Origin of the sequence: Mucilaginibacter celer (assembly GCF_003576455.2) — a bacterium.
In the GTDB taxonomy this organism is placed as follows: domain Bacteria; phylum Bacteroidota; class Bacteroidia; order Sphingobacteriales; family Sphingobacteriaceae; genus Mucilaginibacter; species Mucilaginibacter celer.
In genome coordinates, this window is the sequence record NZ_CP032869.1 from 2,767,860 (window position 1) to 2,790,774 (window position 22,915).

Sequence of the window (22,915 nt, forward strand, 5' to 3'; positions counted from 1 at the left end):
CTTTAAAACAGGTAAGTAATCTTAAAAGTATATTAAAACGATAGTAAAAATAGGCTTACTTTGTTAAAGTAATATGAATTATTAATAATCAACCTGTTTTATTGCCAATTTGATATTAAAAAACTATTTTAGTTGGAGGTAAACAATTTGGCCGTTTATATCTTTTTGAATACGAACCCTACATGTTTAATATTTTTTGTTTCTTTGTAGCCAATTGAAAGAGTTAGACACAGATATGGCATGGTTTAAACGAGAGTTGAAAGGGATAATTACGACTACTGAGGAAAAGAAGGAAGCCCCCGATGGCATCTGGAATAAATGCCCTAATTGTAAGAAGCCTTTACACTATTCTGAACAGGTAGAAAATCAATATGTGTGCCATTACTGTGGCTTCCACCTGCGCATAGGTTCAAAAGAATATTTTTCGGTACTGTTTGATAATAACGAATTTACAGAGCTTTTCCCCGAGCTTACTTCAGGCGACCCTTTACACTTTGAGGATACCAAGAAGTATACCGACAGGCTGAAGGAAACCCAAAAGAAAACCGGTTTAAAAGATGCAATCCGTTCGGCAACCGGCAAAATTGAGGGGCAGGACCTGGTTATCGCCTGTATGGATTTTAACTTCATCGGAGGTTCGATGGGTTCGGTAGTGGGCGAAAAAATTGCACGCTCTATCGACTATTGCATCGAACATAAAGTTCCTTTCCTGATGATCTCTAAATCGGGAGGTGCCCGTATGATGGAGGCGGCATTTTCATTAATGCAAATGGCCAAAACATCGGCTAAACTGGCTTTGTTATCGCAGGCTAAAATTCCGTACATTTCATTACTTACTGATCCTACCACCGGTGGTGTAACAGCATCATACGCCATGCTTGGCGATATCAACATTGCCGAACCGGGCGCGCTGATTGGCTTTGCCGGCCCAAGGGTTATTAAAGAAACCATTAAAAAAGATCTTCCGAAAGGCTTCCAGACTGCCGAGTTTGTGCAGGAACATGGCTTCCTTGATTTTATTGTAGATAGAAGAGAGATGAAGGAGAAACTATCATCATTTATTAAAATGATGAAGAACTAAAGTTCCGGATCCATATTAACAAGAAAGGCCGTCTGTTTCAGATGGCCTTTCCTGTTAATATCGTTGTGGTGATTAATCGTTTCGGGTATCATGAAAAAAGATCCACAACAATATCGCAAGGATCGCTATGTAAATAAGGATGCTTATAGCAATAAGAATTGCATAGTACCCCCAGCCACTCACCCACTTGCCAATAAGCTTCTTTAAACCCGGCTGGGTAAGGACGGCCACGATAAATATGAAAGGCAGGTGGTACAATATTTCCCAGTTCATTCAGGTTGCTTTTGCCTCAAATATAAAAAAGCAGTTAGAAATGCTAACTGCTTTTTATTGATTAAAGCCGAAGTTACTATTAACCTCCTATAGTGCCATCGCCGGCTCCCGCACCCTCAACATCCTGATCGGGAAGATCGGCCAGGCTGCCGTCCTCATTCAATACATTATACTGCTTTTTTTGCGGGCCCTCTGTTTCCAGACCGCCTTTGCTTTTATCAGCGCCCCAATCAGCATCATTAGTATTACTTTCGCGTTCTTCTTTACTGCTGTTGTTGGGTGCTATTTCATCTTTATAATCGCTCATAATAAAGCCTCCTTTCATTAAATACCCTCGGTTCCTGGCTCGTGCCCAACCATCCGGCCGGTGGTACGGCCTTGCGGGCGGCTTTCAAAATCGGTTTTGGCCGGGCCTGTTGATGGAAATTCTTTTTTGTTTGGCGGCGTTACATCGGTTTGCTCGCTGAATGAGGTATCTGCGCTTCGATTTACCTGGTTAACTTCACTTTGGCTATGCGTGCCTACGCTTTCCTTTTGGGGTGGCTGTTCTACCTCGCGGTTGTTATCATCATAATCAACAATATCGTCGGTGCCCAGGTCAACATCGTCATTTTCCAGTTCGTCGTTGTTATAGGCGTCCCCTCCGTTTACCGAAAATGAATTGTTATTATTTTCAAAATCATTGCGCTCGTTATCCTGGTTGTTCCAGCTTTCATTATTCGTATTCATAGGTTTTAATTTTTTAGTTATTATTAAAACCCATCAAATCGGCGGATTGTTTTAATTTATTTCGTTATAAGAAATAAAATTCCATAAAAAACAAATGCGATACATCACCAGGTAGGCAAATGTATCGCATCGTATATAATTTTCTGATACTTAAAAAGTATGCTGCGGGCAGGTAACCTTATAGCGGTTATTAAGCAGGATACCAAGCACAATCTCATGCGAGCCATGACTTACTGTGTTCAGGGCAGATGTAGTAAAATCGTACGAATAGCCAACATTGATTAACGAACTTAAGTTAAACCCAACCAAAGCCGCATACGAATCATTCCGCCTGTACGACCCTCCTATCCAAAACTTATCCTGGAACGACATCTTCATATTCACATCAAAAGTAACCGGAACCGGCGCTATGAATTTTAATAAGGCCGATGGCATAAGGGTAATATCTTCAGATACAAAAAGCTTTACACCGCCTGTTACAAAATAATGAGGCACTGTTTTATTTTGCACACTGCTTGTTGAAGTGGTTATGTACAAATTTTGAGGCAGAATTTGCTGCGCCGACACGCCAAAAAAGTAATTTGAAGAATAAGCCCAGACACCTATACCCAAATCCGGTTTCCATTGGCTTCCTGCCAGATCCCTAATTGTCGGGTCATCGGCAACTGCCGGATTCAGTTTCGATTTATCAATCATATTATGGCTAAACCCTCCGGAAACACCTACCGCAAGATTCAGCTTTTCGGTTATGCCCAGGTGATAGGCATAGGTTGCATCGATATTGGTTTGCGAAATAGGACCTGTTTTATCAGATACGATAGTTAAACCAACACCGTGATGCGGTTCGGCAGCCATATAGTTTTGAGTGTATGCCCTGCTTGAGGGGTTGAGTCCTCCGCCTGCGGGAAAAGCCGTGGCATCTCCCTGTAAAAAATTATTGCCGATAGGCGCGTTTATACTAAAGTACGACGTTACCGGTGCACCGTCAAGGCCCGTCCACTGGCTGCGGTAGCCCAGCTTTACATCGGTATAGTTTTCAATACCGCTTAGGGCAGGGTTTAACAGGTAATTATTGAAAACGTACTGCGTGTATTGCGGCCGTTGTTGAGCCCTTGAAAATTGTGCGGCTAAGGCAAATGTGATAATGTATAAAATTCTTTTCATTACTATCTGATAATGGTTACGTTACCCGCAATAACCTGCCGGCCATTTTTGGGATCGATAATATAATAGTACGTTCCGGGAGGCAGGTATGTGCCGTTAAAACGACCATCCCAGGGCGTGCTATAACCAATTGACGAATATACCCTTTCTCCGTATCTGTTGTATACATCTACCCTATTATTTGGATAACTTTGCAAATATTTAACATCCCAAACATCATTTACCCCATCACCGTTGGGTGTAAAGGCCGATGGAACCACCAAAAACTTCAAAACTTTTACAAATACCGAAGCCTCGGCTGTACAACCATGCGCCGATGTAACGGTTAGATGATAAGTAACATCTTCTTTAGGGCTTGCCGTTGGGTTGGCTATGTCATCATGATCCAGCCCTGTTGCCGGGTACCATTTATAACTCAGGTTTTGATCGGTTACCAATGGTTTTAAAACGTGTTTAGTACCCTCAAGCATGGTAAAGTCATCGCCAAGTGAAACAACCGGCGGCGAATCGACCGTAATTTGTTGTATTACCGTGTCTGCACAGCTGTTTTGGGCGGTATAAATATACCGGATCTCAAAAGTACCTGCACCAGCGGCAGCCGGATCAAACACGCCTGTGCTGCTCACTCCCCTGCCCGAGAAAATACCATTGCCAGCCGGCCCATCTAATTGAGGTAGGAAAGAATATGCAGGCGATTCGAGGCAAAAAACAGGAGCAGGATTAAAGGTGATTACCGGTGAGGCTTTTAAAACCAGGGGCACACTGGCAATATCAAAACACGTAGTACCCGAATAGGCAGCCACCTTTACTGTTACGTTACGCGTACCCTGGGTAAATAAAGGGTATTTATATCTTAAACGCTGCCCATCAACAGGGTGATCATAAACCACCATCGTTGCCGGATCGGATGCATCGTAAGTTACCTCGAGCTTAGTAACCTGGCCGTAATTAGCGGTTGAATGATTTTCGAAAAAAACCTCACGGCTGCTGCATAAATCGGCGGGGTTTAGCACGGTTAAAGCAGCCTTGAGTGTGCTGCCGTTAATGGTTAATGACTTAGACGCTGAAGTAATTGAGCAACCGTTTTTTGACGTTACCGTTAAGCTTACCTGGTACATACCTGCACCATAGCGATGTACCGGATTTTTTTGGTTTGATGTATTCGGATTACCTGGCGTTGCCGCAGGATCACCAAAATTCCATTCATAACTAAAATCGGCCTCAGTGCCATCGGCAATATTGCTTTGATTAGTGAATTGGGCAAAATCTCCCTCGCAGGCATCTGGTAATGAAAAATCAACAACAGGCACCGGAAAAACAGTTACCGGATGGATGGTAACATCGCTTGCACAATTGTTGTTATCAGTTACCGTTAATTTAACCACGTAATCGCCTGCTTTGGTAAACAGGTGCTTAAAGGGAATTGCATCCGTCCGGGTTTCAACTGGTGTGCCATCACCAAAATCCCATTGCCGGCTTACTATGTTGCTTTCTGTGGAAGTTGAATTATCTGTAAAGGTAACATCCTGCCCTACACATGCCGTAGCCGCATCAAAAATAGCGACAGGCAATATACTGATATGAACTTTTATCGGCAGCGACGATTCTCCGCAACCATTTTCATTGATTGCAAAAAGGCTTACATTGTAATCGCCCGGTTTTGAAAACTTATGGGTGGGGTTTTGTACCACATCAGTACTACCATCACCAAAATCCCAATGCCAGGTTTTTATTTCGCGTGTGCCCGAGGTTGTTCTATCTGTAAACTGCACGGTACTGCCAAAGCAGGTATTGGCATAGTCAAAAGTCACCACCGGCGGTTTGGAGATATTAAAATCAAACTCAATTTCCTCGTTCGATCCGCATTCGTCGGCAACGGGGTTAAAAACTGTTGCCACTACGCTGTAATCTCCATCCGTATACTCGTGCTCATCTACCGGGCACTCGTAGGTATAAAGCACCTTTTGATCTTTAACCACCGACCCTGTGGGCGTTGGATTATCAACCACGATAGGGGCCGAACCATCTTTCAAATCCCATGTAATTTTAGGGGTTTGGTATGGTATAGTAAGCTGTAGCTTATAATCTGTATTTGTGCAGCCGTTTAAGGTTACGCTTTTATTGTTTGGATTAATCAAAGCAATAAATTCGTTCAGATCTTTAAGGTTGGTACCTGCTGCATACCCGTACGATTCCTTTTGCCCGAAACCATAAGCAATAGCATTAAAACCATCAGATGCTTTAATGTTGTGCACCCCGGCATCAACGTTAATTTGAGCATACGAGTATCCGGGAGCTCCGGGCATCACCATAAAATTTGTGTATGACGCTCCATCCAGTGAAAAAGTTGGCACAGCTGCCGATTTGATAATTACGTTAATATAATTTGAGGTAATATTAAAATTACCCGTCGAATTGAGGGTAACATGATCAAGCGTTTGTTCAATGGGTGTTAAATAGATCATTTCAGGATCGCCCACATCGCCGGAAGCCAGCTGGCAATTGCTGGTATTGGTTTCGCCCTGTGTTACTGCATATTGAACAACCTGCACTGGTTTATCGGCCGAAATAACGTTAGGTGCCGACGATGTAAACTCATAAAACAGCCCGTTTATCTGGATAGGATTGCCGTTGATGGTGACCATTGTACCGGGCGAAGCTGCCACCACCCGGATCACATCATAAATACGGCTTTTTAGCGGCACCGTGATATAATTTTTCCCCCATACCGAGAGCGGATAAACCTGCTGAAAAAGGTTATCAGATGAACCATTAATACCCTGGCAACCGATACTTATTTTTGAACTGCCCGAAAAAACTGCAATTTTTTTACAGGTACCCGATGCCGATACAATTGATTTCACCCGCGTGCCCGTCAAATCGGTGGAAGAAAGGGCCTGGTAAACCTCGCCTTTTTTTAAATTTAAGGTAAAGGGCGCGCCGGCCGGCGTACCATCAAGCAAAGTTTGTGAGGGGGTAACTTCAACAGTAGTATTATCCTCTGTGGCAATAACCGCGAAGGTTGAGTAAGAGGGTCGGCCTTCTCCCCCGCCGCCGCCGTTTCCGCCGCCCCCACCTCCTCCTCCGGTATTATTGGAGTTTGAGATCTGCTCATAGTTGATGGAGAGATAATCTTTCCCCAACGTATTAACAGGCAGCAACAAAGTAGCGCCCGAAACGGCACTTGCAAAAATATGAGCATAAACAGCAACAGGTTTAGCCGACCGGATGTGGATGGCTTTTAAAAAAGTACCTTGTCCTGCTAAAAACGCACTTGCAGGGATTGTAACAGAGGTTACATTTTTGGGAGTGATCCGGAACGTACCTAAAAGCGTACCGTCGGTTATTTCGACAGTTGCAGCGGTCTTTACATCAGATGTAATATAAAGCTGCATCTGGCTGCCGCCGGCAATAGAACCCGGTAGCCCCGCTGCACCATTAACATGGGCCATATACGCAGTATAAAACTCGGTACCCTGGTTTGTTGAACCCTGCGCAAGCACGTACAAATTAAAATATAACAGCGTAACAGCCGTAATTAACGACCGTAAAAAACCGGTTCTGCTCAAAGGTGTTTAGTTGAATTTATTTTGAGAGCCTAAAGCTAACGGTTAAAAATACAAAAAACCTTTATTGCCAGTACGATGTGCTATGTAAAATAAACCGCGCTATTTATGGACTTTAGTAAGTTCGTAAGTGGCCTCGTACAGTTTGTAGGTTAGTTCGATATTATGTTTGCGCAGGTAATATACTTCGAGGGCATTTTTCAGCACCTGTTTTATATTTTGATTTTGCCAGGGTTTGGGCAGGCAGGCGTAAATCAAACCGTTGTTCATGGCTTCAAAAACCCCTTCCTCCCCCGGAAAACCGGTGAGTAAAATACGGATAACCCGCGGATAACTTTGCGCTGTGCTTTCAAAAAAACTGAGACCACCTGTACCCGGCATCAGCTGGCTTATCATCATTACCCCAACTTCGTGCTGGGCCAAAATACTTCGCGCAATAACAACAGATTGCGCGGTGAAAACATTAAGCGATTTGCCGAATAAATTTTTAAAATCGTCAAGCCTGCTTACAGCATCATCAATATACAATACACCCGCGTTTTCCTGGTTCATTAAAAATAGGTTTATAAAGAGCTGTATAGCCCGTTTTTTTAAATTTAACGGGGAGCCCTTTAATAACCTAACAACTCAACCCTAAAAAAACTTATCAGGGTTTGGCACCAGGTTCAGAAATGATTCAAAATTCTCTTCGTAATGAGATTGATCGAGCTTATAATAAAAGGCCCCTTTTTTTGATGAGAGCTTATCTTTTTCGGGAAGTTTTACCAATAAACCGGTCGAGAGTAGTTTACGACTAAAGTTACGGTCATCAAATTTAGTTTGATAAACCCCCTCATACAGAGCCTGTAACTGTGGGATGGTAAATTTTTCGGGAAGCAGCTGGAACAATATAGGGTGCAGGGCCGCCTTGTACCTGAGTTGTCTTTTAGCCAGCCGTACCATCTCGTTATGGTCAAAAATCAGGTCGGGCATTTCATCAAGCAAAAACCATTCGGGATGGTATTCTTCGCTCAGTTGTGCCTCATACTGGTGGATATCAATTAATGCAAAGTAAGCTATGGATAAAGTGCGCTCCACCGGGTCGCGTTCGGGCTTGCCAAACACCTGGAACTGCTCCATATAAACATTTTTAAGCCCGGTGCGCAATTCAAGTACACGATTGGCCGCATCTTCCGGAGATTCGGATGGTTTAATGAAACCACCTATCAGGCTCCATTTATGTTTTTCGGGTTCCAACCCACGCTGAACCAGCAATAATTTGATATTTGCACCGTCAAATCCAAATATAATACAATCTGTTGCAACTAAAATGCGCGTTTCGCCGCTGTACTTATGCATAACTTAGGTTAAGTTTATATGCAATGGTAAAAATAATTTAGCAATTATTTAGTGTAGATTGGACAACTATTTTATATCAATAGTAATTTGATCTCATTGAATCAGGTTACATACGAATTCTAAAGTTTAATTATCACCGCGACTTTGTATGAACCGGAATTTGGGGGAATTAGGGAATTGACAGAATGCTAAGCAAATTCTACAAATTCGTTAATTCCCCCAAATTCCGGTTCAGACAATTGATTAGCTAACCCTTTTTCCCTGCAATAACAAATCCATCGCATCATCAAAAGAGCCCGCCCTGATCACCTCGCCCGAGTTTACAAAGAAGATCTCATCGGCATTCTCAATGGTATTCAGCCTGTGGGCGATAATAACACGCGTAGTACTTTCGGGCAGTTTATCTAAAATATCGCTCAGTAATCGTTCGGTAATGGTATCAATATTGGCTGTGGCCTCATCCAAAATCAAAATCTCAGGATTGCGTAAAACTGCCCGCATAAAGGCTATGAGCTGTTTTTGTCCTAAACTGATACTATCACCACCCGATAATACCCTGGTGTCCAGTCCCTCTTCAAAAATAGCCAGCAAGCTTCCCAAATTTGCATCACGAATTACCTGCTCCATTTGTTCGTTGGTATGATCTTTATAAAGTTCATTACCATACAGAATATTATCGCGTACCGTACCCGTAAACAGGAAAGGTTCCTGCAAAATAAAACCGATCTTTTGGCTGCGTTCTTCGGGTGTAAGCGTACGGATATCTTTACCGCCAAGCAGTACCAGACCTTTAGTTGGATCATACAAACGGGCTATTAATGAAGCTGTTGTAGTTTTACCGCCGCCCGTAGGCCCTACCAGGGCGTAGGTTTTACCCCGCTCCAGTTTAAAGCAGATATTATGCAAAATTTCCCGGCTTTCATCATAACTGAAATGCACATGTCTAAACTCCAGCAAACAGGCATCCGGTTCATTAACACCGGCCGGCAATACAGGCAAATTACTTTCGAGCGAGAGGATCTGCGAGATCCTGTCCCAGCCGGCCATTGCGGTTTGAAAGTTGGTCCACAGTGCGGCTAATTGCCGCAAAGGGTTATAAAAGTTAGTTGCGTACGATAAGTAACTCACCATTAAGCCGATAGAGAACATACCTTTACTGATAAGGTAAATACCAAAGCACAGCACTATCAACTGCGCCATGCTGGCAAACAGGCCGTACACCGGCACAAACACGTTATTGGCCAAGCCAGCACCTATAGCTGTTTTATAATTGTCTGTATTGGCTTCCTCAAAACGCTTTCTGAAATAGTCGCGGCGGTTAAAGGCGATGATCACTTTAAAATTATTCAGGCTTTCCTGAATCTCGGCGCTAAGCCCGCCTGTACTTTTCAGGTTGGCAGCGTTTTTACTTTTTATCCAGGGAGATAAGGCAAGTGTTAAAAAAAGGATCAGCAGTGATGGTGCTAAAGCGGCTGCCCCTAACTCAAAATTAATCACCAATAAAAAAATCCCCGCACCTATCATGGTGGAGATGTTGCCAATAAACTGCATTAGTGATTGCGAAAAAAACTGGTTAAGCTTATCAGTATCGTTATTTACCCTCGATATCAAATCGCCCGCTTTGTTTTGGTTAAAGAAGGCCACAGGCAGTTGCTGCAGTTTATTAAAGATGGAATTACGCAAGGTAAACAGCATGCGCTGCCCTACCCCGCCCATCAGCGTGGTTTGCTTGTAACTGGTAAATAAGGCCGTAGCGTACATGGCTAATAAGATGGCCGCATTACGGAGTACGCCGTCAAAATTTTTATGCTGTACATAGTTATCAATGGTGTGCCCTATAATAAGCGGGCCAAGCAAATTGAGCGCCGAATTGGCAATAATGATGAAAAACGCGATAATAAGCGTAGGCTTCTCGTGCGCTATCAGTTGCAGCAGCTTTTTAAGCCCTGCCATGGTTGAGGTTTTTTGCTGATTTTTGCTTAGCTGGTTAAGATCGTAGTTCATTTTTTTTTCGATATATATTTATCTGCTCTTAACTTCAAAATTTAATGGGTAATACCCTGTTCGTAGTTGCTGGTGCTTTGCTGCGAATTAAAAATCTGCACATAATCGGGACTGGTTTTCATCAGTTCATCATGCACGCCGCGGGCAACTATTTCGCCCTGCATCAATAGTATAATCTGGTCGTAATGCTCAACAGAGGCTATTTTTTGCGTTACCGAGATAAGCGTTAAACCCGGATAGTTTTTCTGGATATTGGCCAATATTTTCCGCTCGGTATTGTTATCAACACGTGCCGTAAAATCATCCAGTAACAAAACTTTAGGATTAACCGCCAAAGCCCTCGCCAGCATAATCCGCTGTTTTTGTCCGCCCGAAAGGCTCGAGCCGCGTTCTGAAACTATGGTGTTTAACTTATCAGGCAAACCATCAATAAAAGTGCTTAACTCGGCTGTTTCGATGGCTTTTTGTAAAGATTCATCGGTAACCGTATCGCTAAAAGCAATGTTTTCACGGATACTCATATTAAAGATAATGCTGTCCTGGAAAACAAAACCAACCTGCCGGTGGAAAGCTTCGCTATCATACTCGGCAATGGTTTTGCCATCAAACATAATTTTGCCCGTTGTGCTGTTGATAAGCCCGGTAAGCAGGTACAGCAATTGGGTTTTCCCGGCAGATGTTGGGCCGATGATGGCAATTTTTGATCCGGCCGCCACTTTAAATGATATGTTTTTCAGTACCGATTTTTGCCCGTAGGTAATAGTAACATCTTCCATTTCCACATCACCGCGCAGGGTATCTTTAATTTTCCCGCCTTCTATAACATCAGGCGCATCAAGTACCACGCTGATTCGGGTAAACGAAGCGCTGGCCTGTGCTATCAGGTTACTCATAAATCCCAAAATAAATATCGGGAATATCAGCAGCGACAAATAACTGTTAAAAGCAGCGAAACTGCCCAGGCTCATGCTGCCGTTTATTACAAAATGTCCGCCCATTACCAAAATGGTAAGTGCTGCCATATTTGCGGTAAACGTTACAATTGGAATGAGGCCAGAGAAAAATCCGAGAATGCGTAAACCATAATCCTTAGCCTCGGTATTGGCTAACAAAAATTTATTGTATTCCAGCTGCTGTGAGTTGATTACCCTGATAAGTGCCGAACCAAGGATGCTCTCGTTAATTACCTTATTTAACTGATCAATAACACCACGGCTTTTAATAAACAGGGCACGCACTTTTTTTAGCACGTATGCAAAAGTACCGCCAATAACAGGAATAATAGCGATAACCGCCAGCGCCAGTTTCCAGTTAATCAGCATCAGCATCACGCTGCAACCGATAATAATAAACAAGGATGAGATAATGGATACCAAAGCCTGCGAAACAAACAGTTTGATCGAATCTACATCGGCAGTTAAATTGGTTAACAGTTTGGATGGATTGGCCTGCTCGATAAAAACCGAGCTTTGACGCGAGATTTTATCTGATAAACGCCTGCGCAGATCGCGGGCCACCCGTTCGGAGGCGTATGTTTGGATAATTGTTTGCAAACCGGCAAACAAAAACACCAGCACAGCTGCTATTAAAAATTTAACAACGATATCGCCCAGTATAAATTTATGCGCCGAATATGCATCGATACCACTTGCTATAACCTTGGGCAGCCAAAGGTTAATGGCATTGCCAAAAAGCGCAAATAATAACAATAATGCTACAAGGCCCTTATAGGGTACCAACAGGCTGAATACACTGGGTGGTTTTGGGGTTGCTTTCTTTGTATGATCGGGTTGCATAATTCTCTGTTTTTAGGCTGGCTTTTTACTCAACCGCCTGTTATTTGATGTGACGATTGAGCGGACAAAACATTTTTTGTCCTTGTTAAAATTATCGAAATAAATTGGATTGAAGCTTTTTTAATGGCTCAACGCATATTTCAATTCAGAAACAATTAAACAAATATATTCCCATTTAGGAATAAATAAAACTTTTTAGAAATAAATTTTTAATTTTACACCTAAACCGCAATAAAATGAAACCAATAGTGCAATTAGTTGATGAATGGACGGCTTTTGAAGCTGAGAGCGACCAGCCCAGCGTGGAGGCCTTTTGCCGTTACTATCTTCAAAAGCAGCGCCCAAAACCAAAACACCCGGGTAAAAAAGGCGAGCGGATTATGAATGGCGCATTCCTGCTAAAAACTGTTGGCCGTATTATGAGTGCGTATTCGTTATACTTCCGTTCGGCAGTGGCGCATATTGAAGCCGGGCCTGCGGAGAATTTTTATTACCTGAATGGTTTAATGCACCTGGGCGAGGTGCGCAAAAGCGACCTTATTAACCACATGTTTGCCGAAACAACTACGGGCATGGAAGTTATTAACCGCCTCATCAGGCAGGAGGAGGTTGAAGAAAGGCAATCGCCTGATGATAAACGGGCCAAGCTCATCAAGATCACCGAAAAAGGCTTAAAGGCGTTGGATGAATATTATAAGATCTCGGGCAAAGTGGTAGAGATGACTTTTAAAGATGTTGCCGATGACGTACTGGTTGATTGTTACGAAATGCTGAAATATTGCGAACAGCGAAACTCGGTAAAGGCTATTGAAAATAAAAACAAGTCCTTCGACAGGATGTATGAGGATATTATGGAGGAGAAGGGTTGATTATGCTGCTTGTCAGGGTTGACTCACCCCGGCTACGCTACGCTGGCCGTCCCTCTCTACAGCGAAGCTGTAAAGAGGGTGAAGAAATCACTTCCTACGCCCTCTTTGCGCGCAGCGGAGAGAGGGCAGATCCAGCGAATTGAAGATCGGGTGAGTAAACTCCGCGCCATGTTTCGGCACGCTCCTATTGCCAACCTCCTCTGGTAAAGCTATATTGGTTCTCGATATCCAACACCATGAGCACCACCTTCAACCCCGAAGCAAATTATATTTTAGAAGACGACCGCGTAACATTACGCCCCCTAACAGCCGATGATCCCGAACACCTCCTCCCCTTTGCCCTGAATGAGCCTGATACCTGGAACTACTCATTAACCAGTGCCGCAGGCGAAGATGGCATGAAAGCCTACATCTGGGCGGCCATAAACGCACGCGCTGCAGGCAAAGAATATCCCTTTATCGTTTTTGACAAAGCCACCGGCCAATACGCGGGCTGTACCAGGTTTTACGATATCCAACCTGCCAATCAAACCCTGCAGCTTGGCTACACCTGGTACGGCGAAAAATTCCGCGGTACGGGGTTAAACAAACATTGCAAATACCTGATGCTGCAATTTGCCTTTGAAAAACTGAACATGCAACGGGTTGAATTCAGGGCCGATGCCCGTAACCAACGCAGTATAGCCGCAATGAAAAGTATTGGCTGCACGGTTGAGGGCATCCTGAGAAGCAATATGCCTTTAGCTGATGGTACCCGCCGGGATTCGATAGTGTTGAGCATTTTGAAAAGCGAATGGGAACACGAAGTAAAGCAGAAACTGAAAAGCAGGCTTTAACTGCAATGTCAACCAAAAGTAAAGATGCCATAATACTTGAATATTCCATGACCCGGGCTGGTAACAAGCCCGGCTTTTTTGTATCTATACCCTAAAAAATACGCTGTGGACAATATCCTCAACATCACCAACCTCAGTAAAACATACCAAAGTGCCGGGCGAGTGCTCACCGTGCTTGATCATATTAACTTTTCGGTAGCTACCGGTTCAACCAATGCCATAGTAGGCCCATCAGGTAGCGGTAAAACAACCCTGCTCGGTCTTTGTGCCGGGCTTGATCGTTCAACATCCGGTTCGGTTGAGCTTAACGGCATCAACATGAGTAACCTTACCGAAGATCAGCGCGCGCAGGTGCGCAATCAGCATATCGGCTTTATATTTCAAAATTTTCAGCTGCTGCCAACACTTACTGCTTTAGAGAATGTGATGGTACCGCTGGAACTTCGGGGCGAAAAGAATATCAAAGCAAGGGCGCTGGATTTATTAGATAAGGTAGGCCTGTCTGAAAGGGGGCACCATTATCCGCTTCAGCTATCAGGCGGCGAGCAGCAGCGGGTATCATTGGCGAGAGCGTTTTCAAATGCACCTAAAATTTTGTTTGCCGATGAGCCAACCGGTAACCTCGATGCCGAAACAAGCGACAAGGTGATCAAACTCATTTTCGACCTGAACAAAGAAGCTGGCACCACGCTGGTGGTAGTAACGCACGACCTGGAACTGGCGGCCAAAACCCAGCGCATCATCCGCATAAAAGGCGGCAAACTGATTGCCGATGATAAAACCATTAACGCCTAAGCTAATGGATACCAATTTCATCGCCCCAAAAAGAAAAACAAACCTGCCCTGGCTGTTTAGGATGGCCTGGCGCGATAGCCGCAGAAACCGTTCGCGGTTGTTCCTTTTTATATCGGCCATTGTGTTCGGTATAGCTGCGCTGGTGGCTATCTACTCGTTTAAATACAATGTTCAAAATGATATAAATAACCAGGCAGCCACATTAATTGGTGCCGATCTGGCAGTTTCGGGAAATAAACCGGTGGATAATTCGCTGAAGCATTTGCTCGATTCATTGGGCAGCGATCGCTCAACCGAACGCAGTTTTGCTTCAATGCTATATTTCCCGCACAGCAAAGGCACGCGGCTTGTACAGGTGCGCGCATTACAGGGCAACTTCCCCTATTATGGCACTTTAGAAACTACGCCCGAGGCAGCGGGTACCCAATTTAAACAGGGCCGCATGGCATTGGTTGATAAAACCCTGATGCTGCAATTTAACGCCCGGGTTGGCGATTCGGTAAAAGTGGGGAGCCTGATGTTTAAAATAGCGGGTATTTTAAATAAAGCGCCGGGGCAAAGCGGTGTTATGGCCGGTATAGCGCCTATAGTTTACATCCCCATGCAGTATCTGGAGCAAACCGGTTTAGTTAAAATAGGCAGCCGGGTAACCTATAGCTTTTATTACAAACTTGATAAAAGCACCAACCTTGAAAAACTCACCAAAAAACTCGACCCTATACTTGATAAAGCCGGGATGCGTTTTGATACCATTGAGAGTAAAAAAGATAATACCGGGCGCGCTTTTGGCGATCTCAGTCGATTTTTATCGCTGGTGGGCTTTGTGGCGCTGCTGCTGGGCTGTGTTGGTGTAGCCAGCGCCATTCATATCTACGTAAAAGAAAAAATAGCCTCCATTGCCATTATGCGGTGTTTGGGCGTAAAAGCCTCCGAAGCGTTTTTAATTTACCTTATCCAGATTGTTGGTATCGGCCTTATCGGTTCGGTTACCGGGGCTGTTTTGGGCACGGCTATCCAGCATTTGTTACCCATGGTTTTTGCCGATTGGCTGCCTTTTACCATATCTGTACAAATTTCGTGGATGGCTATCGGGCAGGGCATTTTATTGGGGATAATCATCTCTATCCTTTTTGCCTTACTGCCGCTTATCTCGGTACGTAACATATCCCCACTCAACACCCTCCGCCTGTCGGTAGATGAAAGCGCCCGCAGCAATGACCCGCTGCGCTGGCTGGTTTACCTGCTGATCCTGGCATTTGTAGTGGTATTCAGTTACCTGCAACTGGATAGCTGGGTGGGTAGTTTATTTTTCACCCTCGGAATTTTGATTGCTTTTGCTATACTCTCGGCAACTGCCTGGTTACTGATGAGGATTACCAAAGCCATTATCAAAGCCTCGTGGAGTTACCTGTGGCGACAGGGTTTTGCCAACTTATATCGCCCCAACAATCAAACTATTATCTTAATAGTATCTATCGGTTTGAGCACCATGTTTATCTGCACACTGTATTTTGTACAATCGCTGCTTATACAACAGGTAAACCTTTCAACCAGCGGTAATCAATCAAATATGATTTTGTTTGATATTCAAAACAGCCAGGAAAAGGGCGTTGTACAGCTCACCAAACAGCAGGGCTTACCTGTATTACAACAGGTACCGATAGTAACCATGCGTATTGAAGAAATAAACGGCAAAACCGCTGCCGATTTGAACAAAGATACCACCATAAAAATACAACACAGCGTATTTGCCTGGGAATACCGGGTAACCTTCCGCGATTCGCTTACCTCATCCGAAAAACTGATTGATGGTAAATGGATTGGCAAAGCCGACCCGGCCAAAGAAGTCCCGGTTTCGGTTGAAGAAAACCTGTCGCAGCGGGGAAATCTTAAAATTGGCGATAAGCTGATATTTAATGTGCAGGGTGTGCAAATGCCTGCTTACGTTGCCAGCATCCGCAGGGTAAACTGGGGCAAGGTGCAAACTAATTTCCAGGTGGTTTTTCCTACCGGGATTTTGGAGGATGCACCGCAGTTTCATGTGCTGATGACACATGTGCCATCCAATAAAGTATCGGCAGCATTTCAACAAACGGTGGTGAAGGCATATCCCAACGTTTCCATTATCGATCTGGGTTTGATATTAAGCGTGGTTGACGAGTTGCTGAGTAAAATAAGCTATGTAATCCGCTTCATGAGCGCTTTCAGCATCATTACCGGTATTGTGGTGTTGATTGCCTCGGTGCGCATCAGCAAATATCAGCGTATCCAGGAGAGTGTTTTACTTCGCACCCTTGGCGCAAGCGGCAAACAAATTTTTACCATAACCGCCCTCGAGTACTGGTTTTTAGGTAGCCTATCGGCCTTAACTGGCATTTTGATAGCTTTTGCCGGTACCTGGTTCCTGGCAAAATACAGCTTCGGCATCCCTTATTCGGTTAGTATTTTACCGGCACTTGTGTTATTTTTGATGGTAAGCCTGCTTACGATTATCATAGGCTTACTAAACAGCCGCGGTGTACTGAACAAACCGCCGCTCGAAATTTTAAGAACAAACGCCTAAGCGCGTTGTATTTATTTGATATGATGAGAACTACATTAACCGGCCTAATGCTAACGGCACTAACCATTACAGGCTGCGGTAATAATACAAAACCGACAAACGAAAGTACTTCAACTCCGGCTACCGAACCAACGAAAACCGATTCGGCTTCAAAAAAAATAGTTTTGTTTTTTGGTGATAGCCTGACAGCGGGCTACGGGCTGGACGATCCGGCAAACGATGCTTTTCCGGCTGTAGTTGGCCATAAAGTTGATTCGTTAAAATTACCTTATAAAGTGGTTAACGCAGGCCTTAGCGGCGAAACAACCGCAGGCGGTAACGCACGTATTAACTGGTTGCTGAAACAGAAAGTTGATGTTTTCATACTCGAACTTGGTGCTAACGATGGCCTGCGCGGAATCCCGGTAAACGAAACCTCTAAAAACCTACAGGCTATTGTAGATAAGGTAAAAGCCAAATATCCACAGGCCAAACTGGTACTATTGGGCATGCAGGTACCGCCAAACATGGGCGCCGATTACAGCAACAAATTTAAAAACGTATTTCCCGATATGGCTAAAAAGAACAATATGGCGCTGGTGCCCTTCCTGTTGCAAGGTGTTGGCGGCGTAGCATCTCTAAATCAAGGCGATGGCATCCATCCTACTGCACAAGGCGCAAAAATTGTAGCCGGTAATGTTTGGGCGGTATTAAAAGATGTTTTAAAATAGCAGGTTTAATTTACGGAATGTTGCTTTTTAAAGGTAGTTTTTACGCCATGGTATAGTATCAATTTCTTTCCAGAAAAATTAAAGCCTGCCGTTAACCTTTTAACGTCAAATCAACCACCAGTCTGTAAGGTATCCTATATAAAAAAACAAACTATATTTTTTAATTAACAGTCAACACTTTTTTAAATATTTCGCTACCGGTTTCATCAGTAATAAGCAAGGTAAAAGCAGTTAAATTAGCTTGTGCAACCGGCACCTGGTACTTTATATGAATCAGTTTGTCGGTTATAACAATGTCTCCGGCGGGTATGGGTTGGCCATTTATTGCAATATTCAATTTTTTCGTGTCGAAATTTTCACCGGATACAACAAAATCATTAAGGGTTGTGATGTTAATTTTTTCAGGACTGACAGAAGTCGCCAAAACCTTTATATCGGGTTTGATCTTATCCGGCCTGTCGTCCCTGGTATTAAACATAGTTTTAAACACTTCTTTAAGTTTTTCGGTAGCTACATCTGTAAACAAGCCAACAAAGGTTGCAATAGACATTACACCGTAAATATTTAAATTACTGCCAGGGTCGGCAGAACTAAGGAAGCCGGCCCTAAACACGAAGTACATTACCATGGCCAAAGCGGCCGCGGTAAACGGTTTTACAAAGTACCATAGCAACCAGTTGCTTTTAAACTGACCGGCACCTATAAACGTTGTAAAAGACGTGGCGATATGTATCATATTACCCAAAAAGCCGGCAGCAGCCACCAGTATCAATATAATGGTGTTAAATTCGATAGTGTTAGCAGCGGCCACCGTAATTTTGGCTTGATTACGTTTTTTTAAAGAATCGGCTTTTTGAAGCATCTCTTTTTCAAACAACCTTACCGCAGCTATTTTAAATTTATCCGAATGTTTTTTTGACGTATCCTTTTTCGAAATCAGGTTGCCGGCAACATTTTTTATCAGGCTATCATACGGTGTAACATTTCAACCCGAATTTAACTGGCAACTATCAAGCAAAGTGATATTGAATGCTTTGTATTGATACCTCGCCGGCTTACCTGCCGGCGGCAATTTATCCGGCCAATAAGCAACTATGGTAGTGCCTGCTGCTATAATAAATATGATGAGAAGAAAGCCGGCCAGAAATTTTCCGCGAGGTGAAATCTCGTTGATACCGGTACTACCTGCAACGTCAGGAGTATCTGTTTGAGTGGGTTGTGGGTTTACATTCTCCATATCACATTGTTAAGGTTTAAGTGAATCTTAACGCACCTCTACAATCTTCACAAAAAGGTCTAAATATCAGGCTGTTAAACAACATAAACCTATGCAACAACTGCGGAAATTGCAACCCGTAAAAACACCCATTTTATACCACGTATTTATACGTATTTTAAAGTATCGTAAAAAGATCTGCAACAAAGCAACACAACAGTTTTACGGCACTTAAAAAAAGAAAATAAATTAATCGTTAAGAGCCTGGTACACCATGGCCCTGAATTTATCCTGGATCTGGTTGTGCGGAAAAGGCCAGTTTTGGACAAAGAGCAAACAAACCAGGTGTTCCTTCGGATCGACCCAATAAAGGGTGCCAAAAAAACCGCCCCAGGCAAATGAACCCTCACTAATCCCCAGCTTAGCCGAACTGCTTTGCGTGGTAAGGCCGAACCCTAATCCAAATTTGTCTTTATCAGCGTTGATGTACAGATCGCCTATCTGGTTGGTGGTCATCAAATCAACCGTGTGGCGGGCCAGTAAACGTTCGCCGTTATAAACGCCGCCGTTTAACATCATTTGTAAAAAGATAGCATAATCTTTAATGGTTGAGCTCAATCCGGCTCCCCCGGCGTAATACGTACCGTTAACCTTTGGATAATCAACATTAAAGGCCGGAAACGTGGTTGAAGTCCATTTCGTGATCTGCCCGTTTTTATCGAATGTATAAGGCGCTACCAAACGGTTTTGCTTGGCCGCCGGGATATAAAAATAAGTATCAACCATACCCAGCGGCGTAAAGATCCTGTCTTTTAAAAATTGGTCGAGGCTTTTGCCTGATACTTTTTCAATAAGGTAGCCCAACACATCGATATTCATCCCGTAGGTCCAGCGCTCGCCCGGTTGGTGAAGCAGGGGGAGTTTACCCAGTTTGTTCATAGCATCTGCCAGCAATATTTTATCGGCAACAAAGCCTGCCGGGATGCCAGCTTTGGCATAAATAGCTTTCATTTTGGGCGAGCCGATCTGCGCGTATTCGATACCCGATGTATGGGTAAGCAAATCGCGGATGGTGATCTCACGTTTGGCTGGGATGGTAGTGTAAGTTGAATCTTTTTCGTTAAACTGATCTACTACCTTAGGGTGCGCAAAAGCAGGCAGATATTTGGAGATTGGGTCATCCAACAAAAACTTGCCTTCTTCAAAAAGCATCATCACGGCTGTGCTGGTAATAGCTTTGGTTTGCGAAGCGATACGGAAAATCGCGTCGGTATTCATCAGCTTCTTTTGCTCCTCATCGGCCAGCCCGAATGATTTATTGTAAACAATTTTACCATCGCGGGCTATAAAACCCACTACTCCTTTTACATAGCCTGAATCGATATTTTGCTCAATCATAGCATCGATGCGCTTCAAGCGCTCGGGCGAAAACTTTGCTGCAACAGGATCGGCGGCTTTTAATACATTTCCCTGCGCAAATGTTTGAGCCGCTAAAGCCACAAACAGCAAAAAAACAAGAGTTCTTTTCATGATGGTTTTATAATTGCATCCAAAATAGGCAATTATAAATTGATGTGAAAGCATATTGCAAAGCGTTGCAACAGCCCGCCTACCCTACATTTAAGTACGGTTTACTTTGATGAATCTCTAACAATCAACTCGGTAGCCAAAGTAATATGCTGCTTCTTTTGCTCTTCAGTAGTTGTGTTCAGGCGTTCCATCAGCAGGTTAATCACGTTATCGGCAATTTCGCTTATCGGTTGTGCTATAGCCGTTACGGCCGGCGTGTAAAGTTCAAACAGCTCATAATCATCAAATGCAATCAGGGCAATATCTTCGGGGACGCGTTTGCCGGCTTTGCGGGTAGCCTTCAAACCGCATTTGCCTAAATGATTGTTGCCAAACAAAATGGCATCAACGTCTTTGTTCTGTTCAAAAAAATCAAGTATTAACTTAACTATGCTATCGGCACTGGCATAAAAGTCAATTTCGGTAACGCTGGTTTTCAGTTTGCTTTGGTGCATAGCCTTTTCATAACCCTCCAGCCTTTCAATCATTTGGGTTTGAATGGAGCTATAGGTTATAAATACTATATTTTTATGGCCGTTATCAATAAGATATTGTGTTGCATTATAGGTGCTGAATAAATTATCAACCACTACATAATCGGTAGGTACGCTGGGCAGATACCTGTCAAAAAGTACCACGGGAAAACCATCCCTGATCAGGTCGCTGATGTCATCTTCAATACCATCGGGCGGGGTAATGATGTAGCCGTCAACATGCCGCTCGCGGAACATGGTTATCAGTTCCTGCGTTTTTTGGGTATCGTTATCTGTGCTGCTGTAAATAATTTTATAGCCGTTTTTATAGGCCAGATCCTCTATCTGGCGGGCAATGGTAGCAAAAAAATGATTAGAAATATCCTGAACCAATAAACCGATGATATGAGATTTACCGGTACGTAAACTTTTGGCCAGCGAGTTGGGCTTATACCCCACTTCCTTTACATATTCAAGCACGCGTTTCACCAACTCCTCGCTGATGCGTTTTTCCTGGGCACGCCCGTTTAATATAAATGAAACAGTTGTTTTAGAGATGTTTAAACTATTGGCAATGTCAACTATAGATAGCTTTTTCTTCACGTGGCTTTTGGTATTTAAAACCAAATATATAATATAAATACTAATGCTAAACAGGTTTAGTAGATAAAAAACAAAGAAAAGGGGTTTAAAACAGCACTAAATCCGGCAGATATAAAAATGAATAACCTTACTTTTTTGCTAAATACGTTACGTAAATAACTACTAAACGAATAATATCGGTTATAGCTTTTTGGCAGCCCGGGAAAGCCCTAAACAAAAAAAGGCCGCCCATAACAGGCGGTCTTCCAGTTAATATATAGGGAGTTAGAATATTAAAATCTGCGCATGCGTCCGCTGTTTTGAGCGAAGCGGTCGCCGCCGTTGCCACGGTCATGGCCGCCATTGTTTGATGGCTGACCGTTGCCCCAGCCGCCGTGGTTATCATGGCCGCCGCCGTTGCCAGGTTGGTTATTACCCGGTTGCTGGCCGCCGCCCCAGCCGCCATGGTTATCGTGCCCGCCATTGCCGGGTTGGTTGTTGCCGGGTTGCTGACCATTACCCCAGCCGCCGTGGTTATCATGGTTTCCGCCATTGCCTGGCTGAGGGCCGTTACCCCAACCGCCATGGTTGTCGTGATTACCGTTACCCCAGCCGCCGTGGTTATCGTGGTTGTTATTGCCCCAGCCGCCATTACCCCTGTTATCATAAGGATTTGGCCTTCTGCCCCAGTCGCCACGGTTCCTATCGCCGCCCCAGCCGCGGTTATCGTATCCGCGGTATACATACCTCTCGTTGCTTCTGCGATCAAAACGGTGGCCCCAGTTGTTGCGGTCGCCATTCCAGCCACCCCATCTTGAGCGGTAAATATCGTGGTGCAAATAAGGGCGGGGGGCGCGTACTTCATATCTTACTGCTGTGCGCCAGTTATAGTCGCGATAGGCGCCTGGTAAGTAGGCGCAGCTTACCCAACTGCTTCCGTTATTATAGTAATAGCATCCGGCACCTACGCTGTAGTATGCTTCAACTTCGGGTAAATAATAATAATCGTCATCGTAACTAGCCGGAGCATCTACTTCATCATCGTCATAAACAGGCTCCTGAACAACCGGTGGCGGAGGCGGAGGAGTTGGCACATAAACCCTGTGAGCAGGAATATTAATACCGAAATGGATAGATACCTGTGCGTTGGCTTTAGTGATAAATAAGCTTCCGGCGGCTATTGCTGATAATAAGACTAACTTTTTCATAATTGTAACATTTATGTAGTTAGGACGATATTAAACGGCAATGGTTTAATGCTCATTTACCTTATATGTTTAAACATTAAAAAAACAGTATTTAATTTTACACAAAAGCACCGTATGTGAAATTTTATTTCGAAATCAATTAC

Annotated in this window: 20 protein-coding genes; 6 read left to right on the forward strand and 14 right to left on the reverse strand. The window is 43.8% G+C overall.

The window, feature by feature from the left end; genetic code table 11:
- Positions 1–235: 235 nt before the first annotated feature.
- Positions 236–1,081, forward strand: a complete 846-nt coding sequence (accD, locus tag HYN43_RS10880; protein ID WP_119409371.1) for an acetyl-CoA carboxylase, carboxyltransferase subunit beta — start codon at positions 236–238, stop codon at positions 1,079–1,081.
- A 72-nt stretch (positions 1,082–1,153) separates the two neighbouring features.
- Here accD and HYN43_RS10885 read toward each other — a convergent pair whose 3' ends face one another.
- From HYN43_RS10885 to HYN43_RS10925, 9 genes are all read right to left on the reverse strand, one after another.
- Complete coding sequence (locus HYN43_RS10885) at positions 1,154–1,354, reverse strand: hypothetical protein (RefSeq protein WP_119409372.1); 201 nt, start codon at positions 1,352–1,354, stop codon at positions 1,154–1,156.
- Positions 1,355–1,433: 79 nt separating this feature from the next.
- Positions 1,434–1,661, reverse strand: coding sequence for a hypothetical protein (locus tag HYN43_RS10890; protein ID WP_119409373.1), 228 nt, complete (start codon positions 1,659–1,661; stop codon positions 1,434–1,436).
- Between the two features lie 17 nt (positions 1,662–1,678).
- Positions 1,679–2,083, reverse strand: coding sequence for a hypothetical protein (locus HYN43_RS10895; protein ID WP_119409374.1), 405 nt, complete (start codon positions 2,081–2,083; stop codon positions 1,679–1,681).
- A 150-nt stretch (positions 2,084–2,233) separates the two neighbouring features.
- Entirely contained in the window at positions 2,234–3,247 is a 1,014-nt protein-coding gene (locus HYN43_RS10900) for a PorP/SprF family type IX secretion system membrane protein (protein ID WP_119409375.1), read from the reverse strand.
- Between the two features lie 2 nt (positions 3,248–3,249).
- A complete protein-coding gene (locus HYN43_RS10905; RefSeq protein WP_119409376.1) occupies positions 3,250–6,816 on the reverse strand; it encodes a gliding motility-associated C-terminal domain-containing protein in 3,567 nt (1,188 codons plus the stop codon).
- A 99-nt stretch (positions 6,817–6,915) separates the two neighbouring features.
- Entirely contained in the window at positions 6,916–7,365 is a 450-nt protein-coding gene (locus HYN43_RS10910) for a response regulator (RefSeq protein WP_119409377.1), read from the reverse strand.
- 81 nt (positions 7,366–7,446) lie between these two features.
- Positions 7,447–8,151 (reverse strand): NUDIX hydrolase, encoded by a 705-nt coding sequence (locus HYN43_RS10915; RefSeq protein ID WP_119409378.1) that lies wholly within the window; start codon positions 8,149–8,151, stop codon positions 7,447–7,449.
- A gap of 243 nt (positions 8,152–8,394) precedes the next feature.
- Entirely contained in the window at positions 8,395–10,155 is a 1,761-nt protein-coding gene (locus HYN43_RS10920) for an ABC transporter ATP-binding protein (protein ID WP_119409379.1), read from the reverse strand.
- A gap of 41 nt (positions 10,156–10,196) precedes the next feature.
- A complete protein-coding gene (locus HYN43_RS10925; protein ID WP_119409380.1) occupies positions 10,197–11,951 on the reverse strand; it encodes an ABC transporter ATP-binding protein in 1,755 nt (584 codons plus the stop codon).
- A gap of 236 nt (positions 11,952–12,187) precedes the next feature.
- On the opposite strand from HYN43_RS10925, the gene HYN43_RS10930 reads away from it, so the two are divergent.
- From HYN43_RS10930 to HYN43_RS10950, 5 genes are all read left to right on the forward strand, one after another.
- Entirely contained in the window at positions 12,188–12,820 is a 633-nt protein-coding gene (locus HYN43_RS10930) for a MarR family winged helix-turn-helix transcriptional regulator (RefSeq protein ID WP_119409381.1), read from the forward strand.
- 236 nt (positions 12,821–13,056) lie between these two features.
- Positions 13,057–13,656, forward strand: coding sequence for a GNAT family N-acetyltransferase (locus HYN43_RS10935; RefSeq protein WP_119409382.1), 600 nt, complete (start codon positions 13,057–13,059; stop codon positions 13,654–13,656).
- Between the two features lie 105 nt (positions 13,657–13,761).
- A complete protein-coding gene (locus HYN43_RS10940; protein WP_119409383.1) occupies positions 13,762–14,451 on the forward strand; it encodes an ABC transporter ATP-binding protein in 690 nt (229 codons plus the stop codon).
- Positions 14,429–17,014 carry an ABC transporter permease gene (locus tag HYN43_RS10945; protein WP_245447246.1) on the forward strand — a complete coding sequence of 862 codons (2,586 nt, stop codon included), beginning with the start codon at positions 14,429–14,431 and terminating at the stop codon, positions 17,012–17,014. The genes HYN43_RS10940 and HYN43_RS10945 overlap by 23 nt, the downstream gene beginning before the upstream one ends.
- A 20-nt stretch (positions 17,015–17,034) precedes the next feature.
- Positions 17,035–17,724, forward strand: coding sequence for an arylesterase (locus HYN43_RS10950; protein WP_119409384.1), 690 nt, complete (start codon positions 17,035–17,037; stop codon positions 17,722–17,724).
- A 160-nt stretch (positions 17,725–17,884) separates the two neighbouring features.
- On the opposite strand, the gene HYN43_RS10955 is transcribed toward HYN43_RS10950, so the two are convergent.
- From HYN43_RS10955 to HYN43_RS10975, 5 genes are all read right to left on the reverse strand, one after another.
- Positions 17,885–18,586 (reverse strand): hypothetical protein, encoded by a 702-nt coding sequence (locus HYN43_RS10955; RefSeq protein ID WP_119409385.1) that lies wholly within the window; start codon positions 18,584–18,586, stop codon positions 17,885–17,887.
- A 123-nt stretch (positions 18,587–18,709) separates the two neighbouring features.
- The gene (locus tag HYN43_RS10960; RefSeq protein ID WP_119409386.1) at positions 18,710–18,961 is read right to left on the reverse strand and encodes a hypothetical protein; all 252 of its coding nucleotides are present in this window, start codon (positions 18,959–18,961) and stop codon (positions 18,710–18,712) included.
- A gap of 228 nt (positions 18,962–19,189) precedes the next feature.
- Positions 19,190–20,470: a serine hydrolase domain-containing protein gene (locus HYN43_RS10965; protein ID WP_119411200.1), complete on the reverse strand. Its 1,281-nt coding sequence runs from the start codon at positions 20,468–20,470 to the stop codon at positions 19,190–19,192.
- 101 nt (positions 20,471–20,571) lie between these two features.
- Positions 20,572–21,585: a LacI family DNA-binding transcriptional regulator gene (locus HYN43_RS10970; RefSeq protein WP_119411201.1), complete on the reverse strand. Its 1,014-nt coding sequence runs from the start codon at positions 21,583–21,585 to the stop codon at positions 20,572–20,574.
- Positions 21,586–21,857: 272 nt separating this feature from the next.
- Positions 21,858–22,772: a hypothetical protein gene (locus HYN43_RS10975; protein ID WP_119409387.1), complete on the reverse strand. Its 915-nt coding sequence runs from the start codon at positions 22,770–22,772 to the stop codon at positions 21,858–21,860.
- Positions 22,773–22,915: the final 143 nt, after the last annotated feature.

Coding starts and splice junctions, on each gene's coding strand:
- accD (WP_119409371.1), top strand. CDS start 236: ATGGCATGGTTTAAACGAGAGTTGAAAGGGATAATTACGACTACTGAG.
- HYN43_RS10885 (WP_119409372.1), bottom strand. CDS start 1,354: ATGAACTGGGAAATATTGTACCACCTGCCTTTCATATTTATCGTGGCC.
- HYN43_RS10890 (WP_119409373.1), bottom strand. CDS start 1,661: ATGAGCGATTATAAAGATGAAATAGCACCCAACAACAGCAGTAAAGAA.
- HYN43_RS10895 (WP_119409374.1), bottom strand. CDS start 2,083: ATGAATACGAATAATGAAAGCTGGAACAACCAGGATAACGAGCGCAAT.
- HYN43_RS10900 (WP_119409375.1), bottom strand. CDS start 3,247: ATGAAAAGAATTTTATACATTATCACATTTGCCTTAGCCGCACAATTT.
- HYN43_RS10910 (WP_119409377.1), bottom strand. CDS start 7,365: ATGAACCAGGAAAACGCGGGTGTATTGTATATTGATGATGCTGTAAGC.
- HYN43_RS10915 (WP_119409378.1), bottom strand. CDS start 8,151: ATGCATAAGTACAGCGGCGAAACGCGCATTTTAGTTGCAACAGATTGT.
- HYN43_RS10920 (WP_119409379.1), bottom strand. CDS start 10,155: ATGAACTACGATCTTAACCAGCTAAGCAAAAATCAGCAAAAAACCTCA.
- HYN43_RS10925 (WP_119409380.1), bottom strand. CDS start 11,951: ATGCAACCCGATCATACAAAGAAAGCAACCCCAAAACCACCCAGTGTA.
- HYN43_RS10930 (WP_119409381.1), top strand. CDS start 12,188: ATGAAACCAATAGTGCAATTAGTTGATGAATGGACGGCTTTTGAAGCT.
- HYN43_RS10935 (WP_119409382.1), top strand. CDS start 13,057: ATGAGCACCACCTTCAACCCCGAAGCAAATTATATTTTAGAAGACGAC.
- HYN43_RS10945 (WP_245447246.1), top strand. CDS start 14,429: ATGATAAAACCATTAACGCCTAAGCTAATGGATACCAATTTCATCGCC.
- HYN43_RS10950 (WP_119409384.1), top strand. CDS start 17,035: ATGATGAGAACTACATTAACCGGCCTAATGCTAACGGCACTAACCATT.
- HYN43_RS10955 (WP_119409385.1), bottom strand. CDS start 18,586: ATGCTTCAAAAAGCCGATTCTTTAAAAAAACGTAATCAAGCCAAAATT.
- HYN43_RS10960 (WP_119409386.1), bottom strand. CDS start 18,961: ATGGAGAATGTAAACCCACAACCCACTCAAACAGATACTCCTGACGTT.
- HYN43_RS10965 (WP_119411200.1), bottom strand. CDS start 20,470: ATGAAAAGAACTCTTGTTTTTTTGCTGTTTGTGGCTTTAGCGGCTCAA.
- HYN43_RS10975 (WP_119409387.1), bottom strand. CDS start 22,772: ATGAAAAAGTTAGTCTTATTATCAGCAATAGCCGCCGGAAGCTTATTT.